An 18566-nucleotide genomic window follows, 5' to 3' on the forward strand; every position below is an offset into this window, starting at 1 on the left:
GGGGGGCGGGGGGGGCCGCCCGGCCGGGGGGGGGGGGGGGGGGGGCCCCCCCGCCCCCCCCCCCGGGGGGGCCCCGGGGGGGGGGGGGGGGGCGCCCCCCCCCCCCCCCCCCGGGGGGGCCCCCCCCCCCCCCGCCGCCTGCCGACCCAGCTCCACGCCGCGGGCTCCCCGCTGACCGCGGCGCACCCCTCCCCGCCCGCAATCCCCTTTCCTTCCTCCGGAGGTCCTCGTGAGAGCACGACGTTGGATCGTGGCGCTCGCCTTACCCCTCGTCCTCGCCGCCTGCACCACACCCGGTGCGAGCAGCGGCGCCAACGCGTCAGGCGGTGCGGCCGCCTCGGGCGGCACGCTGGTGATGGCGCTGTCCGCTGAACCCGACGTGCTGGACCCGACGCTCGCCAACACCTTCCCCGCGCGCGTCGTGTTCACGTCGTTCTGCGAGAAGCTCTACGACACGAACGAGACCCTGAGCCTGGTTCCCCAGCTGGCCGCCGACGTTCCCCAGGTCTCCCCCGACGGCCTGACCGTCACCATCCCGCTGCGCCAGGGCGTGAAGTTCAACGACGGCACCCCGTTCAACGCCGAGGCCGTCAAGACCTCGCTGGACCGGCACCGCACGCTCAAGGGCTCGGCACGCACCAAAGAACTTGCGTCGGTGCAGGACGTGACGGTGGTTGACCCGAACACCGTCCGGCTGACCCTCAAGTACCCGTTCACCCCGCTCGGCGCGCAGCTCGCCGACCGCGCCGGGCTGATCATGTCGCCGACCGCGTTGCAGCAGCTGGGCGACAACTTCGGCACCGCGCCGGTCTGCGTCGGGCCCTTCAAGTTCCAGTCCCGGACGTCGGGCAGCGAGATCGTCTTCACGAAGTCCACGGACTACTACGACGCCGACAAGGTGAAGCTCGACGGCGTCACCTACCGCATCATCACCGACCCGAACGTGCGGCGGGCGAACCTGGAGTCCGGTGACGTCCAGGCCGCCGAGCGCATCACCGCGACCGACGCCATCGCGCTGAGGAACAGCCCCGACGTGACGATCCAGGACGTCGACACGATCGCCTACCAGGCCGTCAGCATCAACGTCGGCAACACCACCGGCACGGCGACGCCGACCGGCCAGGCCGGCACCCCGCTGGGTCAGTCGGCGCAGCTGCGCGAGGCCTTCGAGCTGAGCCTGGACCGCAACGCGATCAACAAGGTCGTCTTCGCCGACTCGAACGCCGTCGACTGCCTGCCGCTGCCGCTGCAGAGCCAGTTCCGGCCGTCGGACCCGCAGTGCACGCCCTACGACCCGGAGCGGGCGCGCCAGCTCGTCGCGCAGTCGGGGGTGCCCACGCCGATCCCGGTCAACCTGATGGTGCCCGCAGGCAACGAGGGCCCGCGCACCGCCGAGGTGATCGCCGGGATGGCGAAGGACGTCGGGTTCGACGTGCGGATCAACCAGCAGGAGTTCGTCTCGTCGCTGGCGGCGGCACGAGCCGGGCAGTTCGACGCGTTCCTCATCGGCTGGTCCGGCCGGATCGACCCGGACGGCAACATCAACGACCTGGTGACCACCGGTGGCTCCAACAACTTCAGCGGCCTCTCCGACCCGCAGGTCGACGACCTCGCCAAGCAGGCCGCCGCTGCCACCGACCAGGCCGAACGCGTCGATCTCTACGGCCAGGCGATCCGGCGGGTCCACGAGCTGCGGTCGGTGATCTACCTCTACCACGACGCCTGGTTCCTCGGGACGTCGAAGAACCTGCAGGGCGTCGTCTACTACCCGGACGGCATCCCGCGCTTCAAGACCGCGTCGCTCGCCGGGTGACGCCGGCGGGCCGGGTGGTGCCGTCGGCGCCACCCGGCCCCTCCGTGTCCCGGAGAGGATCTGACGAGAAGGAGGACGGGATGGCCGTCGTCAACGTCACCACGAGCCCCGGCTTGCGGGTCACCGACCATCGCGTGGACGTGCCCGTGGACTGGGCACGCCCAGACGGCGAGACCCTGCAGGTCTTCGCCCGCGAGGTCGTGGACCCCGCGAAGGCGAACGAGGACCTGCCGCTGCTGCTGTTCCTGCAGGGCGGCCCGGGCGGCAAGGGCCCTCGCCCGCAGCGCGACGGGTGGCTGCCCGTGGCGCTGCGGACCCACCGTGTGGTGCTGCTCGACCAGCGGGGAACCGGGCGCTCCAGCCGGGTCGACGGTGCGGACATCTCCCGCTTCTCCGACCCCGCCGCCGCTGCCGCGTACCTGCGCTGCTTCCGCGCCGACAGCATCGTCGCCGACGCCGAGCACCTGCGGACCACGGTCTACGGGGGACGGCGCTGGGAGACACTCGGCCAGAGTTACGGCGGGTTCATCACCCTCACCTACCTCTCGCAGGCCCCGCAGGGCCTCGCCGCCTGCTACGTCACGGGTGGGCTGGCGTCGCTGGAGCCGTCCGCGGCCGAGGTCTACCGCCGCACGTACCCGCGGGTGGCCGCGCGGGTACGCCGCTTCTACGACCGGTACCCGGCCGACGCCGACCTGGTCTCGGCGGTCGCCGACCACGTGGCCGCGTCCGACGTGCGGCTCCCCGACGGGGACCGGCTGACGGTGCACCGGCTGCAGGCACTCGGCGGCGACCTCGGCATGGCCCCGGGCGTGGACGAGCTCCACTGGCTCTTCGACGAGGCGTGGGCCGACGAGCGGCGCGCCGACCGGCTCTCCGAGACGTTCTGCCGGCAGGTCGCCGAGCGCACCGCGTTCGCCGACAACCCGCTCTTCGTCGTGATGCAGGAGAGCATCTACGGCCACGGCGCCGACGGACCCGCCACGGGCTGGGCGGCGGCCGCGGAGCGCGAGCGCCACCCGGAGTTCGCCGAGACGGCCCGGCCGCTGACCTTCACCGGCGAGATGATGTTCCCCTGGATGTTCTCCGAGATCAGGGCGCTGCGCCCGTTCGAGGCCGCGGCACATGCTCTCGCGACCACGCCCGGTTGGAGCGACCTGTACGACCTCGAACGGCTGGCCGCGAACGACGTGCCGGTCGCGGCGGTGGTCTACCACGACGACCTGTACGTCGACGCCGGGCTGTCGCTGCGCACGGCCGAGCACGTCGGCAACTGCGAAGCGTGGGTGACCAACGAGTACGAGCACGACGGGCTGCGCCGCGACCCGGCCGTGCTGGAGCGGCTGCTGGACCGGATCCGGGACCGCGGCGGACCGCTCACCGGATGAGCGGCGCAGGCACCGGGAAGGGGCCAGCCAGGAGAAGGACCCCGGGCTGGGTAGCGTTTCCTCCCGACGAAGGAGGTCGCATGGCCCGGGAACGAGCCGGTGAGGTGCTTGCGGCCAACCTGCGGCTGCTGCGGGAGGAGTCGGGGCTCTCGCTCTCGGAGCTGGCACGGCGGTCCGACATCGCGAAGGGCACGCTCTCCCAACTCGAGTCGGGGGCGGGCAACCCGACGATCGAGACGGTGTTCAGCCTGTCGAGCGCGCTGCAGGTTCCGGTCTCGTCGCTGCTCTCCCAGCGCACCGACCCCGACGTGGTGCTCGTGCGATCGGCGGACCTGGAGGTGCTCAGCAGCAACGCTGTGGACCTGCGGATGCTGCGCCGGCTCGACATCACGGCCGAGGTGGTGGAGGTCTACGACCAACGCGTGCGGCCCGGGGAGACCCAGCAGTCGGCCGGGCACCACGGTCGCGAGCACGTGATCGTGACCGGGGGCAACCTGCTCGTCGGCCCGCCGGACAACCCGTTCGAGCTCGGCCAGGGCGACTACGTGTGCTTCCCCGCCGCCCGCCCGCACATCTACCGCAGCCTCGGCGGGCCCGTCACCTCGGTGCTGCTCCTGGAGTACCCCGCCGACGCCGGACCGCCCACCGTCGCCGGGTGCGCCGTGCCACGGAGTGAGCCCACCGTGGTCAAGCCCGTGGGGTGAGGGCGAGGCGAGCACCGAAGGCGATCAGGACGCCTCCGGTGATGCGGTCGGTCCAGCGCGCCGCGGTGGACCCGGCCAGGCGGTCCTTGAAGAACCCGGATCCCACGACGAGGCTGCACGACCACACGGCTGCGATCGCGCAGTGCACCGCCGCCAGCAGCAGCCCCATCCACAGTGGAGAGACGCCGTCGGGCACGAACTGCGGGATCATCGCGATGTAGAAGACCCCGACCTTGGGGTTCATCAGGTTCGTCGCCAGGCCCAGCGTCAACTCGCGGTGCAGCTTCGGGCTCGACGGGACGTCGGGGGCCACACCGGGTGCACCGTCCTGGCGGCGGAAGGTCTTCCAGAACATCGAGGCGCCCATCCAGATCATGTAGGCGGCCCCGAGGATGGTCAGGAGGCGGTAGGCGGACTGGCTCGCGGCGAGCAGCGCCGCGGCGCCCGTCGCCGCCGCCATGCCCCAGATGAGGGTGCCGACCTGGATTCCCGCTGTGGTGGCCAGCCCGTACGCGCGGGAACGCGCCAGCGTGCTGCGCAGCACGAGAGCCGTGTCCAGTCCCGGAATCACGGTGAGGAGCCCCGCGACGAGGGCGAACTGGAGCACGGCCTCGGCGAAAGTCACCCGGAGACCCTATGTGGATGTTCGTCCGCGCTGTGATCAGGTCCTACGCAGCGATTCAGGAGTCATGCTCTGGGCCCCCGACCACCACCCCGCCCGTGATCACCGACGGCGGCCGGGCGGGAGCCCACAGCAGCGACGGGTCGGTGAACGGATCGCCGTCCACGACGAGAAGGTCGGCGACGCAACCGGCCTGGACCCGGCCGAGATCGGGGCGCCCGAGCAGGTCGGCGTTCACCGAGGTGGCCGCCTGCAGAACGCGTGCCACCCCCTCCACCTCGGTCTGGATACGGAGCCCGCCGAGCTGCTCGTCCTCCAGCACGCCCATCAGGTCGGTGCCGAACCCGATCCGCACGCCCGCGGCACGGGCCAGCTCCACGGCGGCGCGGCCGGAGTCGAGCACCTCCTGGTTCTTCGCCTGCCCCACCGGCGACAGCCCCACCTCCGCACCGCGCCGGTTCATCGCGTCGTAGGTGATGAGTGTGGGCACCAGGTAGGCCCCGTGCGCGGCCATCGAGGCGGCGGTCTCGGCGTCGAGCAGGTTGCCGTGCTCGACGGAGCGGACGCCGCTCTCGACCGCGTGCCGGATCGCCTCCGGCGAGTACGCGTGCGCGGCGACGTAGCTGCCGCGGCGGGCGGCCTCCTCGGTGACGGCGCTGATCTCCTGCGCGGAGTACTGCGGAATGCGGATCGGGTCCGTCAGCGAGACGACGCCTCCCGAGGCCATGATCTTGATGGCATGTGCCCCGCGGCGGAAGCGGTCGCGCACCGCGTGCCGGAGCGCGTCCACGCCGTCGACCACCTCGTTCATGTGGGCGTGGCAACCGCAGATGTCGCTGTCGGCGCTGCGGGCATCGCCGTGCCCGCCGGTCTGGCTCAGCGCCGGCCCGGTGAAGAGGTAGCGCGGCGACGGGAACAGCCCCTCGTCGATCGCTGCCGCGAGACCCGCGTCGCCACCCGCCACGTCCCGCACGGTCGTGAACCCGCGGGCGAGCGCCCTCGCAAGCCGCCGCGCGCCCGCCAGCGCCACGTAGCTCAACGAGCGCGACTCGACGCCGAGCAGGTCGAGGCCGATCCCGTACGCGTGGAAGTGCGCATCGATCAGGCCGGGCAGCACCGTGCCGCCGCGCGCGTCGATCACACGGTCCGCCGTGGCGCTCGCGCCCGGTCCCACCTCCGTGATTCGCCCGTCGACGACGTGCACGGGCCCGTCGGTCAGCTCCTCGGAGACGCCGTCGAAGACACGCGCGTTCACGATCGAGAGCGATCCGCTCGCACGCTCGCGCTGTGTCGATGATTCGCTCGCGCGCTCGCTCATCGCATTCCCTCGCTGCGCTCGGTCTTCGCTGCGCGAAGGCGCTGTGTCCATGATTCGCTCACACGCTCACTCATGCGGCACGCTCCCGCAGCCGCGCCGTCGCCGCTGCGTCCACCGTGAACGTGTCGGCATCGATCACCACGCCGTAGTCGCGGGCCGCCGCCTGCACCGACACGAAGCCGTTGCGCACGTCGCGGGCCACGCTCTCGGGCTCCCGCGTGAACGGATCACCGAAACCGCCTCCGCCACCGGTGTCGTTCACCAGCACCTCCCCCGCCTCGAGCCTGTTGTAGCTGCCGCCCTGCACCACCTCGAGATCGGTGCCGGGGTTGAGCACGATCCTGTTGTTCTCCCCCGCACTGCCCCCGCCGATCGGCCACGGCTTCGTCCGGGTCTTGTAGACCAGGCAGATTCCCGTGGAGGGCGCGGTGAAGCGGTAGGCGCGGCTCACGCCGACCCCGCCGCGGTGGCGGCCGGCGCCACCGGTGTCGGGGCGGTAGCCGTAGGACTCGATGAACATCGGCGCCTTCGTCTCCAGCACCTCGACAGGGTTGTTGCGGCACCCGGGCTCCGACAGGTGCATCACGCCGTCCGCGCCGTCGCCACCCGCGTGGCCGCCCATGCCCACGGCCTCGTTCGTGGCCTCCAGCCACGCCTGGCCCGTACGGGGGTCGACGCCGAGCCCCATCATCGAGCAGACGTCCCCGCCCGAGCAGGCAGGCACGCGCTCCGGCATGCCCTCGGCGAGCGCCTTGAGCACCACCTCACCGGCGAGCAGCCCGGTCCACAGCGTGAACGTCGGCATCGGCGGCACGGCGTGCATCACCGAGCCGGGCCGGGTGACCACGCGCAGCGGACGGAAGTTCCCCGCCACCACCGGGGTGTCGGGCGTGGTCAGCGCCTTGAACACGAGGCTGCACAGCGCCTCGGTCTGGCCCAGCGGGAGGTTGATCGGGCCGCGCACACCGCTGTCGCTGCCCGTCCAGTCGATCACCATCTCCTCGTCCGTGACGGTCACGGCCACCTGCAGCCGGACCATCCGGTCGACGTCGACGCCGTCGGAGTCCACGAAGTCGTGCGCACTCCAGGTACCCTTCGGGAGCTTCGCCAGCGCGAGCCGGGCGAGGCGCTCGCCGTGGTCGTTGATCGCGGCCATCGCCCAGGCCAGCGTCTCGGCGCCGTACTTCGCAGCGATCTCCTGCACACGGCGCACCCCGGTGTGACACGCTGACACCTGCGCCTGCAGGTCACCGATCGTGCGCTCGGGCATCCGGCTGTTGAACCGGATGATGGTGAAGACCTCGTCGTTGCGCACTCCGGCGACGTAGAGCCGGGTCGCGGGGAAGAACAGGCCCTCCTGGTGCATGTCGGTGGAGTCGAGGACGTAGCCCGGGTCCTTCTGCTTCAGGTCGAGCACGTGGATGCGGCAGGACGCGAAGCCCGCCAGCGCACCGTCGACGTGGATCGGGGCGAACACCAGCGGGTCGAGGGTGTGCGCCGAGGACCAGTACGGGTAGTTGAGCACGAACATGTCGCCGGGGGCCATCGCGTCGGCGCCGAGGAACTCCACGGCCTTCTTGATGCCGTGATCGTTGCCGCGGGTGAAGATCGCGATGCCGGGGGCGTCGGCCACGACGTCGCCGCTGACGTCGTGCAGGCCGATGCCGTAGTCGTGGATCTCGTAGACGACCGTGTTGTAGGCCGTGCGGCACAGGTTGCGGGCCATCTCCTCGGCAGCCGCCAGCAGGCCGTGGCGGATGATCTCCACGGTGATCGAGTCGGTGCCGGTCATCGGGCGGTTCCTCCCAGTACGGTGACGACGAGCTCGCCGTGCGCGCCGACGCGCAGGTGGTCGCCGGTGTGGATCACGGTGGTCGCGGTGTGCTCGGCGATCACCGCGGGCCCGGCGATCTCGTCGCCGGCGAGCAGCGCCTCCCGCGTGTACAGCGAGTACGGCACGGCCGGCTCCTGCGCCGACCGGTACACCGGGCGGCTCCCGTCGGGCTCCGGCCCGCCCGACTCGCGGCGCGGCAGCAGCGGCAGCTCCGGTTTCTCGACCGCGCCGGTCGCGCGCAGCCGCAGCATGGTGACCTCGACCGGGTCGGTCATCGTGTGGCCGTACTGCCGCTCGTGCAGCCGGGCGAACACCTCCGCCACGGTCGCGCCGAACGCGGCGCCCGGGGCCGGGCACGGAACCGTCACCGAGTGCTCCTGTCCCGCGTACCGGACGTCCAGGCTGCGGACGCTCCGGCGGTCCGGCGCCGCGAAGCCCTCGGCGTCGAGCGCCTTGTCCGCCTCCTCGGCCATCTCCGCGTAGACGGCCTCCACCTGGGCCGGGTCGAGGCCCGCGAGCGGCGCGACGAGCGTGCGGGCGAGGTCGTGCTGCACGTCGGCCATCAACATCCCGAAGGCCGAGAATGCACCCTGCCCCGGCGGAACGACGACCGTCGGCACGCCCAGCTCGGCGGCCACGTCCACCGCAACCAGCCCGCCGCCCCCTCCGAACGCGAGCAGCGCGAAGTCCTTCGGGTCGCGCCCCACCTCCACCGTGATGGCCCGGACGGCGCCCATGATCTTGGTGGTGGAGATCCGCACGATCCCGCCGGCGAGCGTGGGCACGGTCATGCCCAGCCGTTCCGCGATCGGGGCGAGCGCCTGATCGGCGCGCTCGGCGTCGAGCACCAGCCGACCGCCCAGCGGGGTCTCTGTGCCGAGGTAGCCGATCGCCAGAGCGGCGTCGGTGAAGGTCGGTTCGGTGCCACCGCGCCCGTACGCGGCGGGACCGGGCACTGCACCCGCGCTCTGCGGCCCGACCTGGAGCGCACCGGCCTCGTCGAGCCGGGCGAGCGAGCCACCGCCCGCGCCGATCGTGTGGATGTAGAGCGAGGGCGTGTTGATCGGCAGCTCCTCGAACTCGGCGCCCTGGTGCAGCACCGGCTCGCCGTCGAGGACCAGGGAAGCATCCAGGCTCGTGCCGCCCATGTCGATCGTGATCAGGTTCGGCTCGCCGAGCATCCGCGCGAGCGCGGCCGCGCCGATCACGCCGCCGGCCGGACCGGAGAGGATCAGGCTCACGGGCTGCTCCCGGGCCCGCCCGACGGTCATCGCGCCGCCGCCCGAGCGGGTCATGAGGAAGCGACCGCGGAACCCGTCACGGGTGAGGCTGCCCTCCAACTCGTGCAGGTAGCTGCGGACCACCGGCTTCACGTAGGCGTCGAGCACCGCGGTGCTCGTCCGCTCGTACTCGCGGTACTCCCGCGACAGCTCGTGCGACAGCGACACCGCAACGCCCGGCGCGACCTCGGCCAGCACGTCGCGCATCGCCAACTCGTGGGCCGGGTTGGCGTAGGCGTGCAGGAACGCGACCGCCACCGCCTCGTAGCCGCGCTCGGCGATCGTCCCCGCCACCCGGCGGGCGTCGTCGAGGTCGAGCGGGACGTGCACCGAGCCGTCGTAGAGGCTGCGCTCCACCACCTCGAACGTGTCGTAGCGCTCCAGCAGCGGCGCGGGCTTGCGGTAGGTGATGTCGTAGTTCGTGCGACGGTCGGTGCGCCCGAGCAGGTAGACGTCCCGGAATCCCGCCGTGCCGACGACGGCGGTGCGCGCGCCGCTGCGCGTGAGCAGCGCGTTCAGGCCCAGCGTCGTGCCGTGGGTGAACATCGTGACGCCGGCCGCCCCCGCCTCGGCCACGTCGACGGCGTTCAGCACGCCCTCCGTCGGGGCGTAGGGGGTCGTCGGCACCTTGTCGAACCGCAGCCTGCCGGCCCGCAGCTCCACGACGTCGGTGAACGTGCCACCGACGTCGATCGCCAGGCGGCTGGTTCCGTTCATGGTCGATTCGCCTCTCTCGCCGGGTCCGGGGCAGGCGGAGTATCGGAGTTTCCGGCGAGGAACGACTGTGTGACGGTGCACAGCCGCGGCGCCCGGCCCTGTGCGCGCAGCACAGTGGCGCGCTCCCCATGACCGTCAGCATTCCTCCACCCGATCACACCCAACGGTGGAGGTGGCCACGGATGATCCGCAGTGTCCTGGCTCTGCAGGCCCGACCCGGCGCCGCCCGCGCCGTCGAGGAGCTCTACCGCGACCGCAGGATCATCGAACGCTCCCTGCGCTTCCCCGGGTGCCGCAGCTCGACGCTGCTGCGCTCGGTCGACGACAGTCCGGCCTCCCACCTCGTGGTCGCCGAGTGGGACGACGCCGACGCCTACGCCCGCTGGGTCGCCGACCCGTGGCGCGCTGCCGTCAGCGCCGAACTCGCCGAGCTGCTCGAGGCCCCGCCCGGCTCTCCCGTCGTGGCCCGGCTGTACGAACCCGTCCCGCTCACCCCCGAGGAGCAGTGATGAGACGCCCGCTCAGGCACTTGGCGCTCGCCGGCGCCGCACTCGCCCTGTCCGTGTCGGTCCTCTCGTGCAGCAGGCCCAGCACCGACACCACCACCGCGGCACCACCCGCAGCAGCGGACAAGCAGCTCAGCATCGGCTTCTTCGGCTTCGCGAAGGCCAACTCCTTCGCGCAGGCGACCTGGGCCGGTATCCAGGAGTACGCGGCGGCCAACAACGCCACCGCCACCTTCCTGGACTCGAACTTCGACGGGCCGACGCAGGTCAACCAGCTGCAGGACGCCGTCACGTCCAAACGCTACGACGTGGTCATCGTGCAGGCCAACGACGGCACCGCGATCGTCTCGGCGGTGAAGCAAGCCGTGGCGGCCGGCATCACGGTGGTCATCGAGTTCACCCCCGTCGGCGGGCGGTACGACACCACCGAGGCGCAGATCCCGGGCACCGTCAGCATCGTGGACGCCCCGACGATCAACGGCGAGGGCCTGGCGACGCTCGGCCTCGACGCCTGCAAGCAGGCGGCCGTGACGCCGTGCAAGGTGGCCTACCTACAGGGCTTCGCGAACTACCCGCTCGACACGGCCCGCACCAACGCGGCGGTGGCGGCGCTGGAGAAGGGCGGCGCGCAGGTGGTGGCCAACGTCGTCGGCGGTTACACCCCCGACTCCGGCCGGGCGGCGTTCCAGAACGTGCTGCAGGCCCAGCCCGACGTCGACGTCGTCATCGGGTCGTCGCAGGCCATCGAAGGTGCGGCGCCGCTCGCCGCGGGCAAGAACATCTTGTTCGTGGGCAACGGCGGCTCGACGCAGGCGTTCGAGGGAGTGGCGTCGGGAGCCTGGTACGGCGTCTACGTCATCCCGGAGAAGGCCGAGGGCGCCAAGGCCGCGGAGCTGGGCCTCGCGAAGGCCAGAGGCAAGGAGGTTCCGACCGCCACCGACGCGCGGTCCCTGACCCCGTACGCGGCGCTGGGCACGAAGGCGACGCTGCAGGGGCAGACGGCCGACTACTCGGACTGACGAGGAGCCATGGCCTCGCTCACCACCGCGGGATCCACGACCGCGGCGTCCACCGGCACGGCCCCGAACATCTCGCTGCGGGGGATCGGCAAGAGCTACAGCGGGGTGTCGGTACTGCGGGACGTCGACCTGAACATCGGCGCAGGCGAGGTCCACAGCCTCGTCGGAGAGAACGGCGCGGGGAAGAGCACGCTGCTCAAGATCCTCGGCGGCGCCGTACGCGCGGATCACGGCACGCTCAGCTTCGACGGCGAGCAGGCCGCGATCAGCGGGCCGCGCGACGCGATCCGCCACGGCGTCAGCCTCATCTCGCAGGAAGGCGCTCTGGTACCGGCGATGACGGTGCTCGAGAACGTGTTCCTCGGGCGCTGGTCGAACCGGTTCGGCCTCGCGCGGCGCCGCGCGGACCGTGCCCGGTTCGACGAGCTGATCGACGTCACCGGCTTCGCGGTCGACCCGCAGGCCCGTGTCGACCGGCTCCCGATGGGGACGCGCCAGCAGGTCGAGATCCTGCGCGCGCTCGCCCGGGGCGCCACGGTGCTGGCCATGGACGAGCCGACGGCCGTCCTGACCGAGCACGAGAAGGAGAACCTCCTCGGGCTGATCCGCAGGCTCGCCGCGGGCGGCACGACGGTGATCCTCGTGTCCCACTTCCTCGACGAGGTGCTCGCCGTGGCCGACCGTGTCACGGTGCTGCGCGACGGGGCACTCGTGATCACCGACGACGCCTCGCAGCTCACCCCCACCACGCTGGTCCGCCACATGGTCGGGCGCGAGATCGACGTGCTCCACGCCGAGCCGGCCCCGGTCCAGCCGGACGCGCCCGTCCGGCTGGCCGCCCGCGGACTGCGGCGGGGACTCGTCGACGGCGTGGACCTCAGCGTGCGGGCCGGGGAGATCGTCGGCATCGCCGGGCTCGTGGGCAGTGGCCGCAGCGAGACGCTGCGGCTGCTCTTCGGCGCCGACCGGGCGTCTGGCGGCGTCGTGGAGCTCGACGGCGAGACGCTCACGCGGCTCACCCCGCGCAAGGCGATGGCCGCGGGCATCGCGCTGGTCCCGGAGTCGCGCAAGGAGGAGGGGCTGGTCATGGTGCGCTCGGTGCGCGAGAACGTCGCGCTGGCCTCGCTCGCCGGGCGCCGGTACGGGCCGTTCGTGCGGCCGGCCGCGGAGCGGACGTCCGTCGACGACGTGTCCCGCACGGTCGACATCCGCGCCGCGCAGCCCGCGGCCGCGGTCGAGACGCTCTCCGGCGGCAACCAGCAGAAGGCCCTGTTCGCCAAGTGGCTGCTCCGCGAGCCCCGCGTGCTCCTGATCGACGAGCCCACCCGCGGCGTCGACGTCGCGGCCAAGACCCAGATCCACCGCCTGGTCGTCGAGCTGGCCAGGAACGGGATGGCGGTGGTGGTCGTGTCCTCCGAGATCGAGGAGGTGCTGGGGCTCTCCCACCGGGTGCTGGTGCTGCGGCAGGGGCGCGTGGTCGGCGAGTTCCCGCGGGGCGCTCCACGGGAGGACGTCATGGCGGCCGCGTTCGGACACGCCTGAATCACTCCGCACGCACCCGACAGAAAGGAGGAATGCCATGGCCCTCGACACCCCCACCGCGCATCGACGCACCCCGGCGCCGACGATCTCGCGCGGAGCACGGGTGCGCGACTACGGGATCGTCGTCGCGCTCGTCGCGATCGTCATCGCGCTGTCGCTCTCCACCGACACGTTCCTGAGCACCGGGAACCTCGTGAACCTGCTCGACCAGTGCGCCGTGGTCGGGCTGCTCGCCACGGGCGCCACCGTGTGCATCATCAGCGGCGTCTTCGACCTCACCGCGAGCGCCACCCTGGCGCTCTCGGCGATCGTCGGTGTGCAACTGGTACGCACCGTGGGCGTGCTGGGCGGCTTCGCCGCGGCCGTGGTGGCGGGCGCCCTGCTCGGCCTGGTCACCGGCACGATCGTCGTGCGCAGCGGCGTCAACTCGTTCATCGCGACGCTCGCCACCAGCATCATCTACCGCGGGCTGGCGGTCGTCGTCACCGCCGGTTCGATCATCTACCCCCTGCCGGAGCAGGCCGAGGACTTCGGCATGCTCACCTGGCCGTCGGTGTTCGGCCTGACGTCCGCCACGATCGTCTTCGTCGTGGTCGTCGCCGGCATCGGAGTCCTGATCGCCGCCACGACCTTCGGGCGCCGGGTGTACGCCGTGGGCGGCAACGTGGAGGCCGCGCGACTGTCCGGCATCCGCGTCGGACAGATCCACGTCGCGGTCTACGTCGTCAGCGGCATCTGCTCGGCACTCGCGGGCTTGATCCTCGCCTCGCGGGCGGGCTCCGCCCAGTCGAGCATGGCCACCGGCATGGAGCTCACGGCGATCGCGGCGGCCGTCATCGGCGGCACGAGCATCCTCGGCGGCGAGGGCGCGATCTGGCGGGGTGTGGTCGGGGCGCTGCTGCTCACGCTGATCGGCAACGGGTTCAACCTGCTCGGCTGGGACACCATCTACCAGCAGGTCGTGCAGGGCTGCCTGATCCTCGTGGCCGTCGCCGTGGACCGCTACCTGCGCAAACGTGGTCGATAGCCGGAGGTAGTGTTCAGAGATGCCTGGCCGGGCTGCTCCACCCGCACTGGTCGGCGTGAGCCTCGGCCCGGCACGCTCGCACGCTGTCGTGATCCAGAACCGCAGCGTGATCACGTCCCTCTCGGTGGCCGGTCCCGACCCCGCCGAGCTGTTCGCGCGCATCGCCTCCGAGTTGCGGCTCCCCGTGGCGGGCGTCGTCGTCGACATCGGCCGGCTGCTGCTCGAGCGGATCCTGCGGCAGCCTGCGGAGCTGTCGGCGGTGGCGATGATCCGCGTCGTACCTCGCGCCGCGTCCGACCCCGCGCTCGGCCGGCACCCGGACGACGTCCTCGAACGGCTCATCACCCAGCGGTTCACCGTTCCCGGCGGCCACGACCTGTTCGGCCACGAGCTGCGCCCCCTCGACCGCGAGGCGTTGGGTGCGGTGTGCCGGGAGATCGCGGCGCACCCGACCCGCTGTGTCGCGGTGGTCGCCGCGGGGGCGGGCACCCAGCCGCGCCACGAGCGCGAGGTCGCCGACGCCGTGCAGGCCGCGGTACCGGACGCGCGGATCTCCGCTGCACACGAGTTCGGCGGGCAGGGTCTGGCGGCACGCGAGGCCACGGTCGTGCTGAACGCGGCGCTCGCGGTGGCAGCGCAGGACGTCCTGGACCGCTGCGAGCGGGCGGCGCAGCGCGCGATGCCCGGCGTGCCACTGCACATCGCGCGCGGCGACGGCGGATGGAACAGCGCATCCCGCCTGCGGGTGCTGCCCGTACTCGGCCTCGGCGCCACCGACGCGCTGCAACTGCGCGGTGCGGCCGAGGTGGCGGGCGGGGACTGCCGGGTCCTGCTCCGTCGCACGCCGCATCCCGTCGTCGGTGACGTCCGACGCGGCCTGGTCGCCGTGCGGCCACAGGTCCTGCGCGAGCTCGACACCGCCCTCGTCGTCCCGACCGCGACGCTCGCCCGCTCCGGCCCGGATCCGGGGGCGGGACCGGCGGGCGACGTTCCGCTCGTCGTGGCCGACGGCGACCCCGACGAGCTGGCCTGCATCGGCGCCGCCGTGAGCCGTCCGACGGCGTGGCTGGACGAGATCGCGTTCATCGAGTCCACCGCCCGCCTCGACGGCGTCCGGCGCGACGCCGAGGCCCGTGCCACGGCGATCGCCACCGCCAACGGCGCCGCGCCCGGCACGGCCGACATCGTCGAGGTGTCCACGGTCGCCGTGCCCTACAGCCCGTCGGGCACGGTGCGGATCCGCGTGCGTGTCGCGGGCGCACCGGACGGGGCGCAGAGCCCGGGCCGCTCGGCGCAGCTGTCTCCGGTGCCGGGATGACCAGCAGGTACGTGGGGGCCGCGAGCTCGGTGACGGCCGACGACGTGCCCGCGCTCGTCGAAGGCGCCAAGTTCTACTCCCCCGCCGTCGGTGACGCGGGATGGATCTCGCTGGTGTCGTGGACCACCGAGCTGCTGCGCCGCAACGGGCCCGTCGTCCTCGTCCGGCCGGACGCCGTGGCCCCTCAGACGCGCGCCGTCGCGTTGTGCGCCATCGGCTCCGGCGCCGCGCTGGCCGACCTGCCCCCGGCCGGCGACGAGTTCGCCCTCGCGGTGCGGGAGGTCGAGCACCTCACGCGCAGGCGGGCCGGTGTGGTCTACCCCCTTGCCGCGGCCACCGTCAGCGCGCTGGTCCCGCTGGTGGCCGCCGCGCAGCTGGAGGTGCCCTTGCTGGACGCCGACGGGATGGGCCGCACCTTCGCGCTGATCCACCACACGTCGATGCACCTCGCAGGGCTCCCGATCGGCCCGCTCGTCGCCCGCGGCGCCACCGGGGAGTCGATCGCGCTGAGTGTGCACGCCGCGGCCCGCGCCGACACGCTGCTGCGCGGGGGCATCGACAGCCTCGGCGGCTGGGCCGCTCTCGCCGCCTACCCCTGCACGGCCGGACAGCTGCGCACAGCGGCGCTGCCGGGCACGGTGTCGCGGCTCATCAACGTGGGCAGGCTGCTTCTCGAGTCCGGCGACACGGAAATACTGATCGGCAGGCTCGCCGCCGTGGCGGGTTGCCGTCGCATCGGCCGCGGCCGGATCGTCGAGCTGGAGCACCTCAGCCGCCCCAGCGACGTGACGATCCCCGCGCACCCGTCGAGCGTCGTGATCGACGAGGTCGGCGGCCACGGCAGGCTGCTGCGCCTGGAGCTGCGCAGCGAGATCGTCGCCGTCTTCGCCGACGGCGCGCTGGCCGCAGCGGCACCGGATCTGATCTGCCTGATCGACGTCCTGCGCGGCGAGCTCGCCACCCTCGACAGCCTGGAACCGGGCGCACTCGTCGACGTTCTGGTGATGCCGGCCGACGCGGTCTGGTACTCCGCCGACGGCCTCGCCATGGTCGGCCCCGGCTCGCACGGAATCCCACTGGACCATCCGAGGCGCCGGTGACCGGGACCGTGCGTCACCCCCCACCGCGGCGATCCGCCACCGCCCCGCTGGAGCTGGCAGAGCTCCTGCGGGTCGAACCGCTGGCGAGCGCGGACGCCGTGCACGTCCCCGATCCGGGACGGCTCGTGCACCAGGTCGTGCTCGCCGAGACCTTCGAGCGACTGGGCCGGACGGGGCCGCACGCGCTGGTGGTGCTGCACGCCGAGGCCGCGACCGGTGGCTGGTCCCTCGCGGCCGGGCTGCACGCCACGTGGGAGCGCAACGCCGCCGCAGTGGTCGTGCCGCGCCCGGCGATGAGCGCCTCCAGCGTGATACTCGCGCAGCGGTTGGGCATCGCGCTCCTGGTGATCGACGCTGACCCGGTTGACACCTCGCTCGCGCTCGCCGGGCAGGTCAGCGCGCCGGAGGCGGCGCGGGCCCTGCGCGTGGCGCTGTGCGCCGAGCGACTCGCCGACCAGACCAGCATCCGCGGCGTACTCGGCGTGCTGAACACCGAGCTGGCACCCGCACCGGTCGCCCTGATCGTCGGCAGCTCCGTCGCCGCGGGGCGCGCCGCAGCGCTGCACGAGCGTCCCGACCACCGGCAGGTGCGGATAGAGGTCAACGGAGCGGGCGGGCGCCCGTGGGCCGAGCTGGTGGCGAGCGTGCCGAGTGCCACCCGGGCGGCCGCGGGTCACGTCGAGTCGTTGCTGGGTCTCGCCCGGCTACCTCTGCTGGCGGCGTGGGCGCAGGCCCGCTTGCAGACGTCCACGCAGGCCGTCCAGGAGCGAGCCGCGTTCCAGATGCTCCGCAGGCTCGCAGGCGACCCGGACAGCGAGGCTGTCCCACGTTCCCGCGTGGGATCGCCCGACGTCGCGGCGCCGTCCTGGGCCGGCGACCTCGGCTGGCGCGTCACGGGCACCAACCGCGCGGTATGGATCGGCGCGGCACACGGCGCCGACACCGAACCCGCTCCGGAGCTGACGGAGCTGGTGCGTTCGGCGTGGCAGCGCGAGCGGCCGGACTGGCCGATCATCGCCGACGCCGACGGCTGGGTCTCGTGGCAGAACATCTCGGCCGAGGCCCCGACCGGCGACGACCCCGACCGGGATCACGTCGACGACACCGACACCGACGACGCAGCGGCGATGCGGAAGGTGATCGGCGCGGTCGGGAGAGTGGCCCGCCGCCACGGCCTGGTGCTCGGCATCGGCGGCGCGCACGCCGGCATCCCCGGCCTGATGCATTCGGTCGAGGAAGCCCGGCTGGCCGCCCACGTCGCCCGCGACGGCGGACCGGGCACGGTGCAATGGTTCGACGAGGTGGGAGCCCGCGCCACACTGGCGTGGCTCCCGCGCGGCCAGATCGCCGGGGTGGCCGAACTCTCCCTCCCCGACCTCATGGCCGCCCGCGACCGCGTCTCCCTGGTCGACACCGTGCTCACCGTGCTGGACTGCGGCGGCTCACTCAGCCAGGCCTCCACGAGGCTGGGAGTGCACCGCAACACAGTCCTCGCGCGAGTGGCGAGGGCCCGGGAGCTGGGCCTGGTGGTGGACGACCCGGACCGACGCCTGGCGATGCACGTGCTCTGCTACGCCCTGGCGACCCTCTGGAAAACGCCCGCCCGCACCATGGACACGTAACGCTGTCCGAAGGGCCTGCGGAACAGCGCTATGTGTCCACAGTGCGGGGTCAGGCCAGGACGATCTTCTGGTCGCCGAAGTCGGCCACCACGTCGAGGTGGCCTCCCAGCGCCTCGACGTAGGCACGGATGGTGGCGATACCCGCGCGCTCGATCTCGCCGCGTTCCAATGCGGAGATCGAGGGCTGCGTGACATGCATCCGCGCGGCCAGATCCACCTGGGTCACGCCCTGACGTTCACGGATCTCGCGGAGCCGGTAGGCACGGACCTCCGCGTCCATCTGCGCCCGGTGCTCCGTCACCCGATCCTCACGCGGTGGGCGCTCCGCACGAATCTCCTGCCAGCTCCTCGCCATCGACCTCACCTCCCCTGGCCTCACTCGCATCCTTCGCTTCGCCGCCACTCGTCATACCGGCGCTCCGCGAGCGGGATCGCCGAGGCATACCACGATCCCCAGGCTCGTGCCTTGTCCCCGGCCACCAGCAGCGCCGCTCGGCGCCGCGGATCGAACACGAACAGGATGCGCACCTCGCTGCACCCGGCAGAACCCGGCCGCAGCTCCTTGAGATTGTGCGTCGTGGACCCCGTGATCCGGTCGACCAGCGGCCTGCCGAGCGTTGGTCCGTCCTGGGCGAGTTTGTCGATCGCCGCAGCGACCTGGTCGTAGGAGTCGTCGTCCAGCGCCAGCAACCACGACTCCACCTCCTCCAGCACGCGGACGTCCCATCCCACCGGCCGGAATATAGACCACAGCCA

General features: G+C 72.6%; 16 protein-coding genes. 10 read left to right on the top strand and 6 right to left on the bottom strand.

Translation table 11 applies throughout. The annotated features are described in order from the left end of the window. Positions 1-229: 229 nt before the first annotated feature. The 3 genes from MMF94_RS38080 to MMF94_RS38090 all read left to right on the top strand — a co-directional run bounded on the left by MMF94_RS38080 (position 230) and on the right by MMF94_RS38090 (position 3905). Positions 230-1813, top strand: coding sequence for an ABC transporter substrate-binding protein (locus MMF94_RS38080; RefSeq protein ID WP_241042341.1), 1584 nt, complete (start codon positions 230-232; stop codon positions 1811-1813). Positions 1814-1893: 80 nt separating this feature from the next. Further along, positions 1894-3201 (top strand): alpha/beta fold hydrolase, encoded by a 1308-nt coding sequence (locus MMF94_RS38085; protein ID WP_241042342.1) that lies wholly within the window; start codon positions 1894-1896, stop codon positions 3199-3201. Positions 3202-3281: 80 nt separating this feature from the next. Beyond that, positions 3282-3905 carry a helix-turn-helix domain-containing protein gene (locus MMF94_RS38090; protein ID WP_241042343.1) on the top strand — a complete coding sequence of 208 codons (624 nt, stop codon included), beginning with the start codon at positions 3282-3284 and terminating at the stop codon, positions 3903-3905. Here MMF94_RS38090 and MMF94_RS38095 read toward each other — a convergent pair. The 4 genes from MMF94_RS38095 to MMF94_RS38110 all read right to left on the bottom strand — a co-directional run bounded on the left by MMF94_RS38095 (position 3889) and on the right by MMF94_RS38110 (position 9676). After that, a complete protein-coding gene (locus MMF94_RS38095) occupies positions 3889-4530 on the bottom strand; it encodes a LysE family translocator (protein ID WP_241042344.1) in 642 nt (213 codons plus the stop codon). The two genes, MMF94_RS38090 and MMF94_RS38095, sit on opposite strands and share 17 nt — an antisense overlap. 55 nt (positions 4531-4585) lie before the next feature. Continuing rightward, on the bottom strand, positions 4586-5845 hold the full coding sequence (locus MMF94_RS38100) for a metal-dependent hydrolase family protein (protein ID WP_241042345.1): 1260 nt from the start codon (positions 5843-5845) through the stop codon (positions 4586-4588). A gap of 70 nt (positions 5846-5915) precedes the next feature. Continuing rightward, complete coding sequence (locus MMF94_RS38105) at positions 5916-7637, bottom strand: hydantoinase B/oxoprolinase family protein (protein WP_241042346.1); 1722 nt, start codon at positions 7635-7637, stop codon at positions 5916-5918. Continuing rightward, entirely contained in the window at positions 7634-9676 is a 2043-nt protein-coding gene (locus MMF94_RS38110) for a hydantoinase/oxoprolinase family protein (RefSeq protein ID WP_241042347.1), read from the bottom strand. Before MMF94_RS38110 ends, MMF94_RS38105 begins: the two co-directional genes overlap by 4 nt. A gap of 182 nt (positions 9677-9858) precedes the next feature. Here MMF94_RS38110 and MMF94_RS38115 point away from each other — a divergent pair, with 182 nt between their 5' ends. Genes MMF94_RS38115 through MMF94_RS38145 form a run of 7 tightly spaced genes read left to right on the top strand, consistent with a single transcriptional unit; the run spans position 9859 to position 17810 of the window. Next, complete coding sequence (locus tag MMF94_RS38115; protein ID WP_241042348.1) at positions 9859-10185, top strand: putative quinol monooxygenase; 327 nt, start codon at positions 9859-9861, stop codon at positions 10183-10185. Continuing rightward, entirely contained in the window at positions 10185-11201 is a 1017-nt protein-coding gene (locus MMF94_RS38120; protein ID WP_241042349.1) for a sugar ABC transporter substrate-binding protein, read from the top strand. Before MMF94_RS38115 ends, MMF94_RS38120 begins: the two co-directional genes overlap by 1 nt. 9 nt (positions 11202-11210) lie before the next feature. After that, the gene (locus MMF94_RS38125) at positions 11211-12743 is read left to right on the top strand and encodes a sugar ABC transporter ATP-binding protein (RefSeq protein ID WP_241042350.1); all 1533 of its coding nucleotides are present in this window, start codon (positions 11211-11213) and stop codon (positions 12741-12743) included. Positions 12744-12780: 37 nt separating this feature from the next. Then, on the top strand, positions 12781-13770 hold the full coding sequence (locus tag MMF94_RS38130) for an ABC transporter permease (RefSeq protein WP_241042351.1): 990 nt from the start codon (positions 12781-12783) through the stop codon (positions 13768-13770). A 19-nt stretch (positions 13771-13789) separates the two neighbouring features. Then, positions 13790-15088 (top strand): hydantoinase/oxoprolinase N-terminal domain-containing protein, encoded by a 1299-nt coding sequence (locus MMF94_RS38135; RefSeq protein WP_241042352.1) that lies wholly within the window; start codon positions 13790-13792, stop codon positions 15086-15088. Beyond that, a complete protein-coding gene (locus MMF94_RS38140; protein WP_241042353.1) occupies positions 15085-16188 on the top strand; it encodes a DUF917 domain-containing protein in 1104 nt (367 codons plus the stop codon). The genes MMF94_RS38135 and MMF94_RS38140 overlap by 4 nt, the downstream gene beginning before the upstream one ends. Beyond that, positions 16185-17810, top strand: coding sequence for a PucR family transcriptional regulator (locus MMF94_RS38145; protein WP_241042354.1), 1626 nt, complete (start codon positions 16185-16187; stop codon positions 17808-17810). Before MMF94_RS38140 ends, MMF94_RS38145 begins: the two co-directional genes overlap by 4 nt. A 49-nt stretch (positions 17811-17859) precedes the next feature. Here the strand turns inward: MMF94_RS38145 and MMF94_RS38150 are convergent, their stop codons facing one another. Both MMF94_RS38150 and MMF94_RS38155 read right to left on the bottom strand, forming a co-directional pair. After that, on the bottom strand, positions 17860-18165 hold the full coding sequence (locus tag MMF94_RS38150) for a helix-turn-helix domain-containing protein (protein WP_241042355.1): 306 nt from the start codon (positions 18163-18165) through the stop codon (positions 17860-17862). 20 nt (positions 18166-18185) lie between these two features. After that, positions 18186-18542: a type II toxin-antitoxin system RelE/ParE family toxin gene (locus tag MMF94_RS38155; protein ID WP_241042356.1), complete on the bottom strand. Its 357-nt coding sequence runs from the start codon at positions 18540-18542 to the stop codon at positions 18186-18188. Positions 18543-18566 lie beyond the last annotated feature (24 nt).

Origin of the sequence: Pseudonocardia alaniniphila, assembly GCF_022524485.1 — a bacterium.
Classification (GTDB): Bacteria; Actinomycetota; Actinomycetes; order Mycobacteriales; family Pseudonocardiaceae; genus Pseudonocardia; species Pseudonocardia alaniniphila.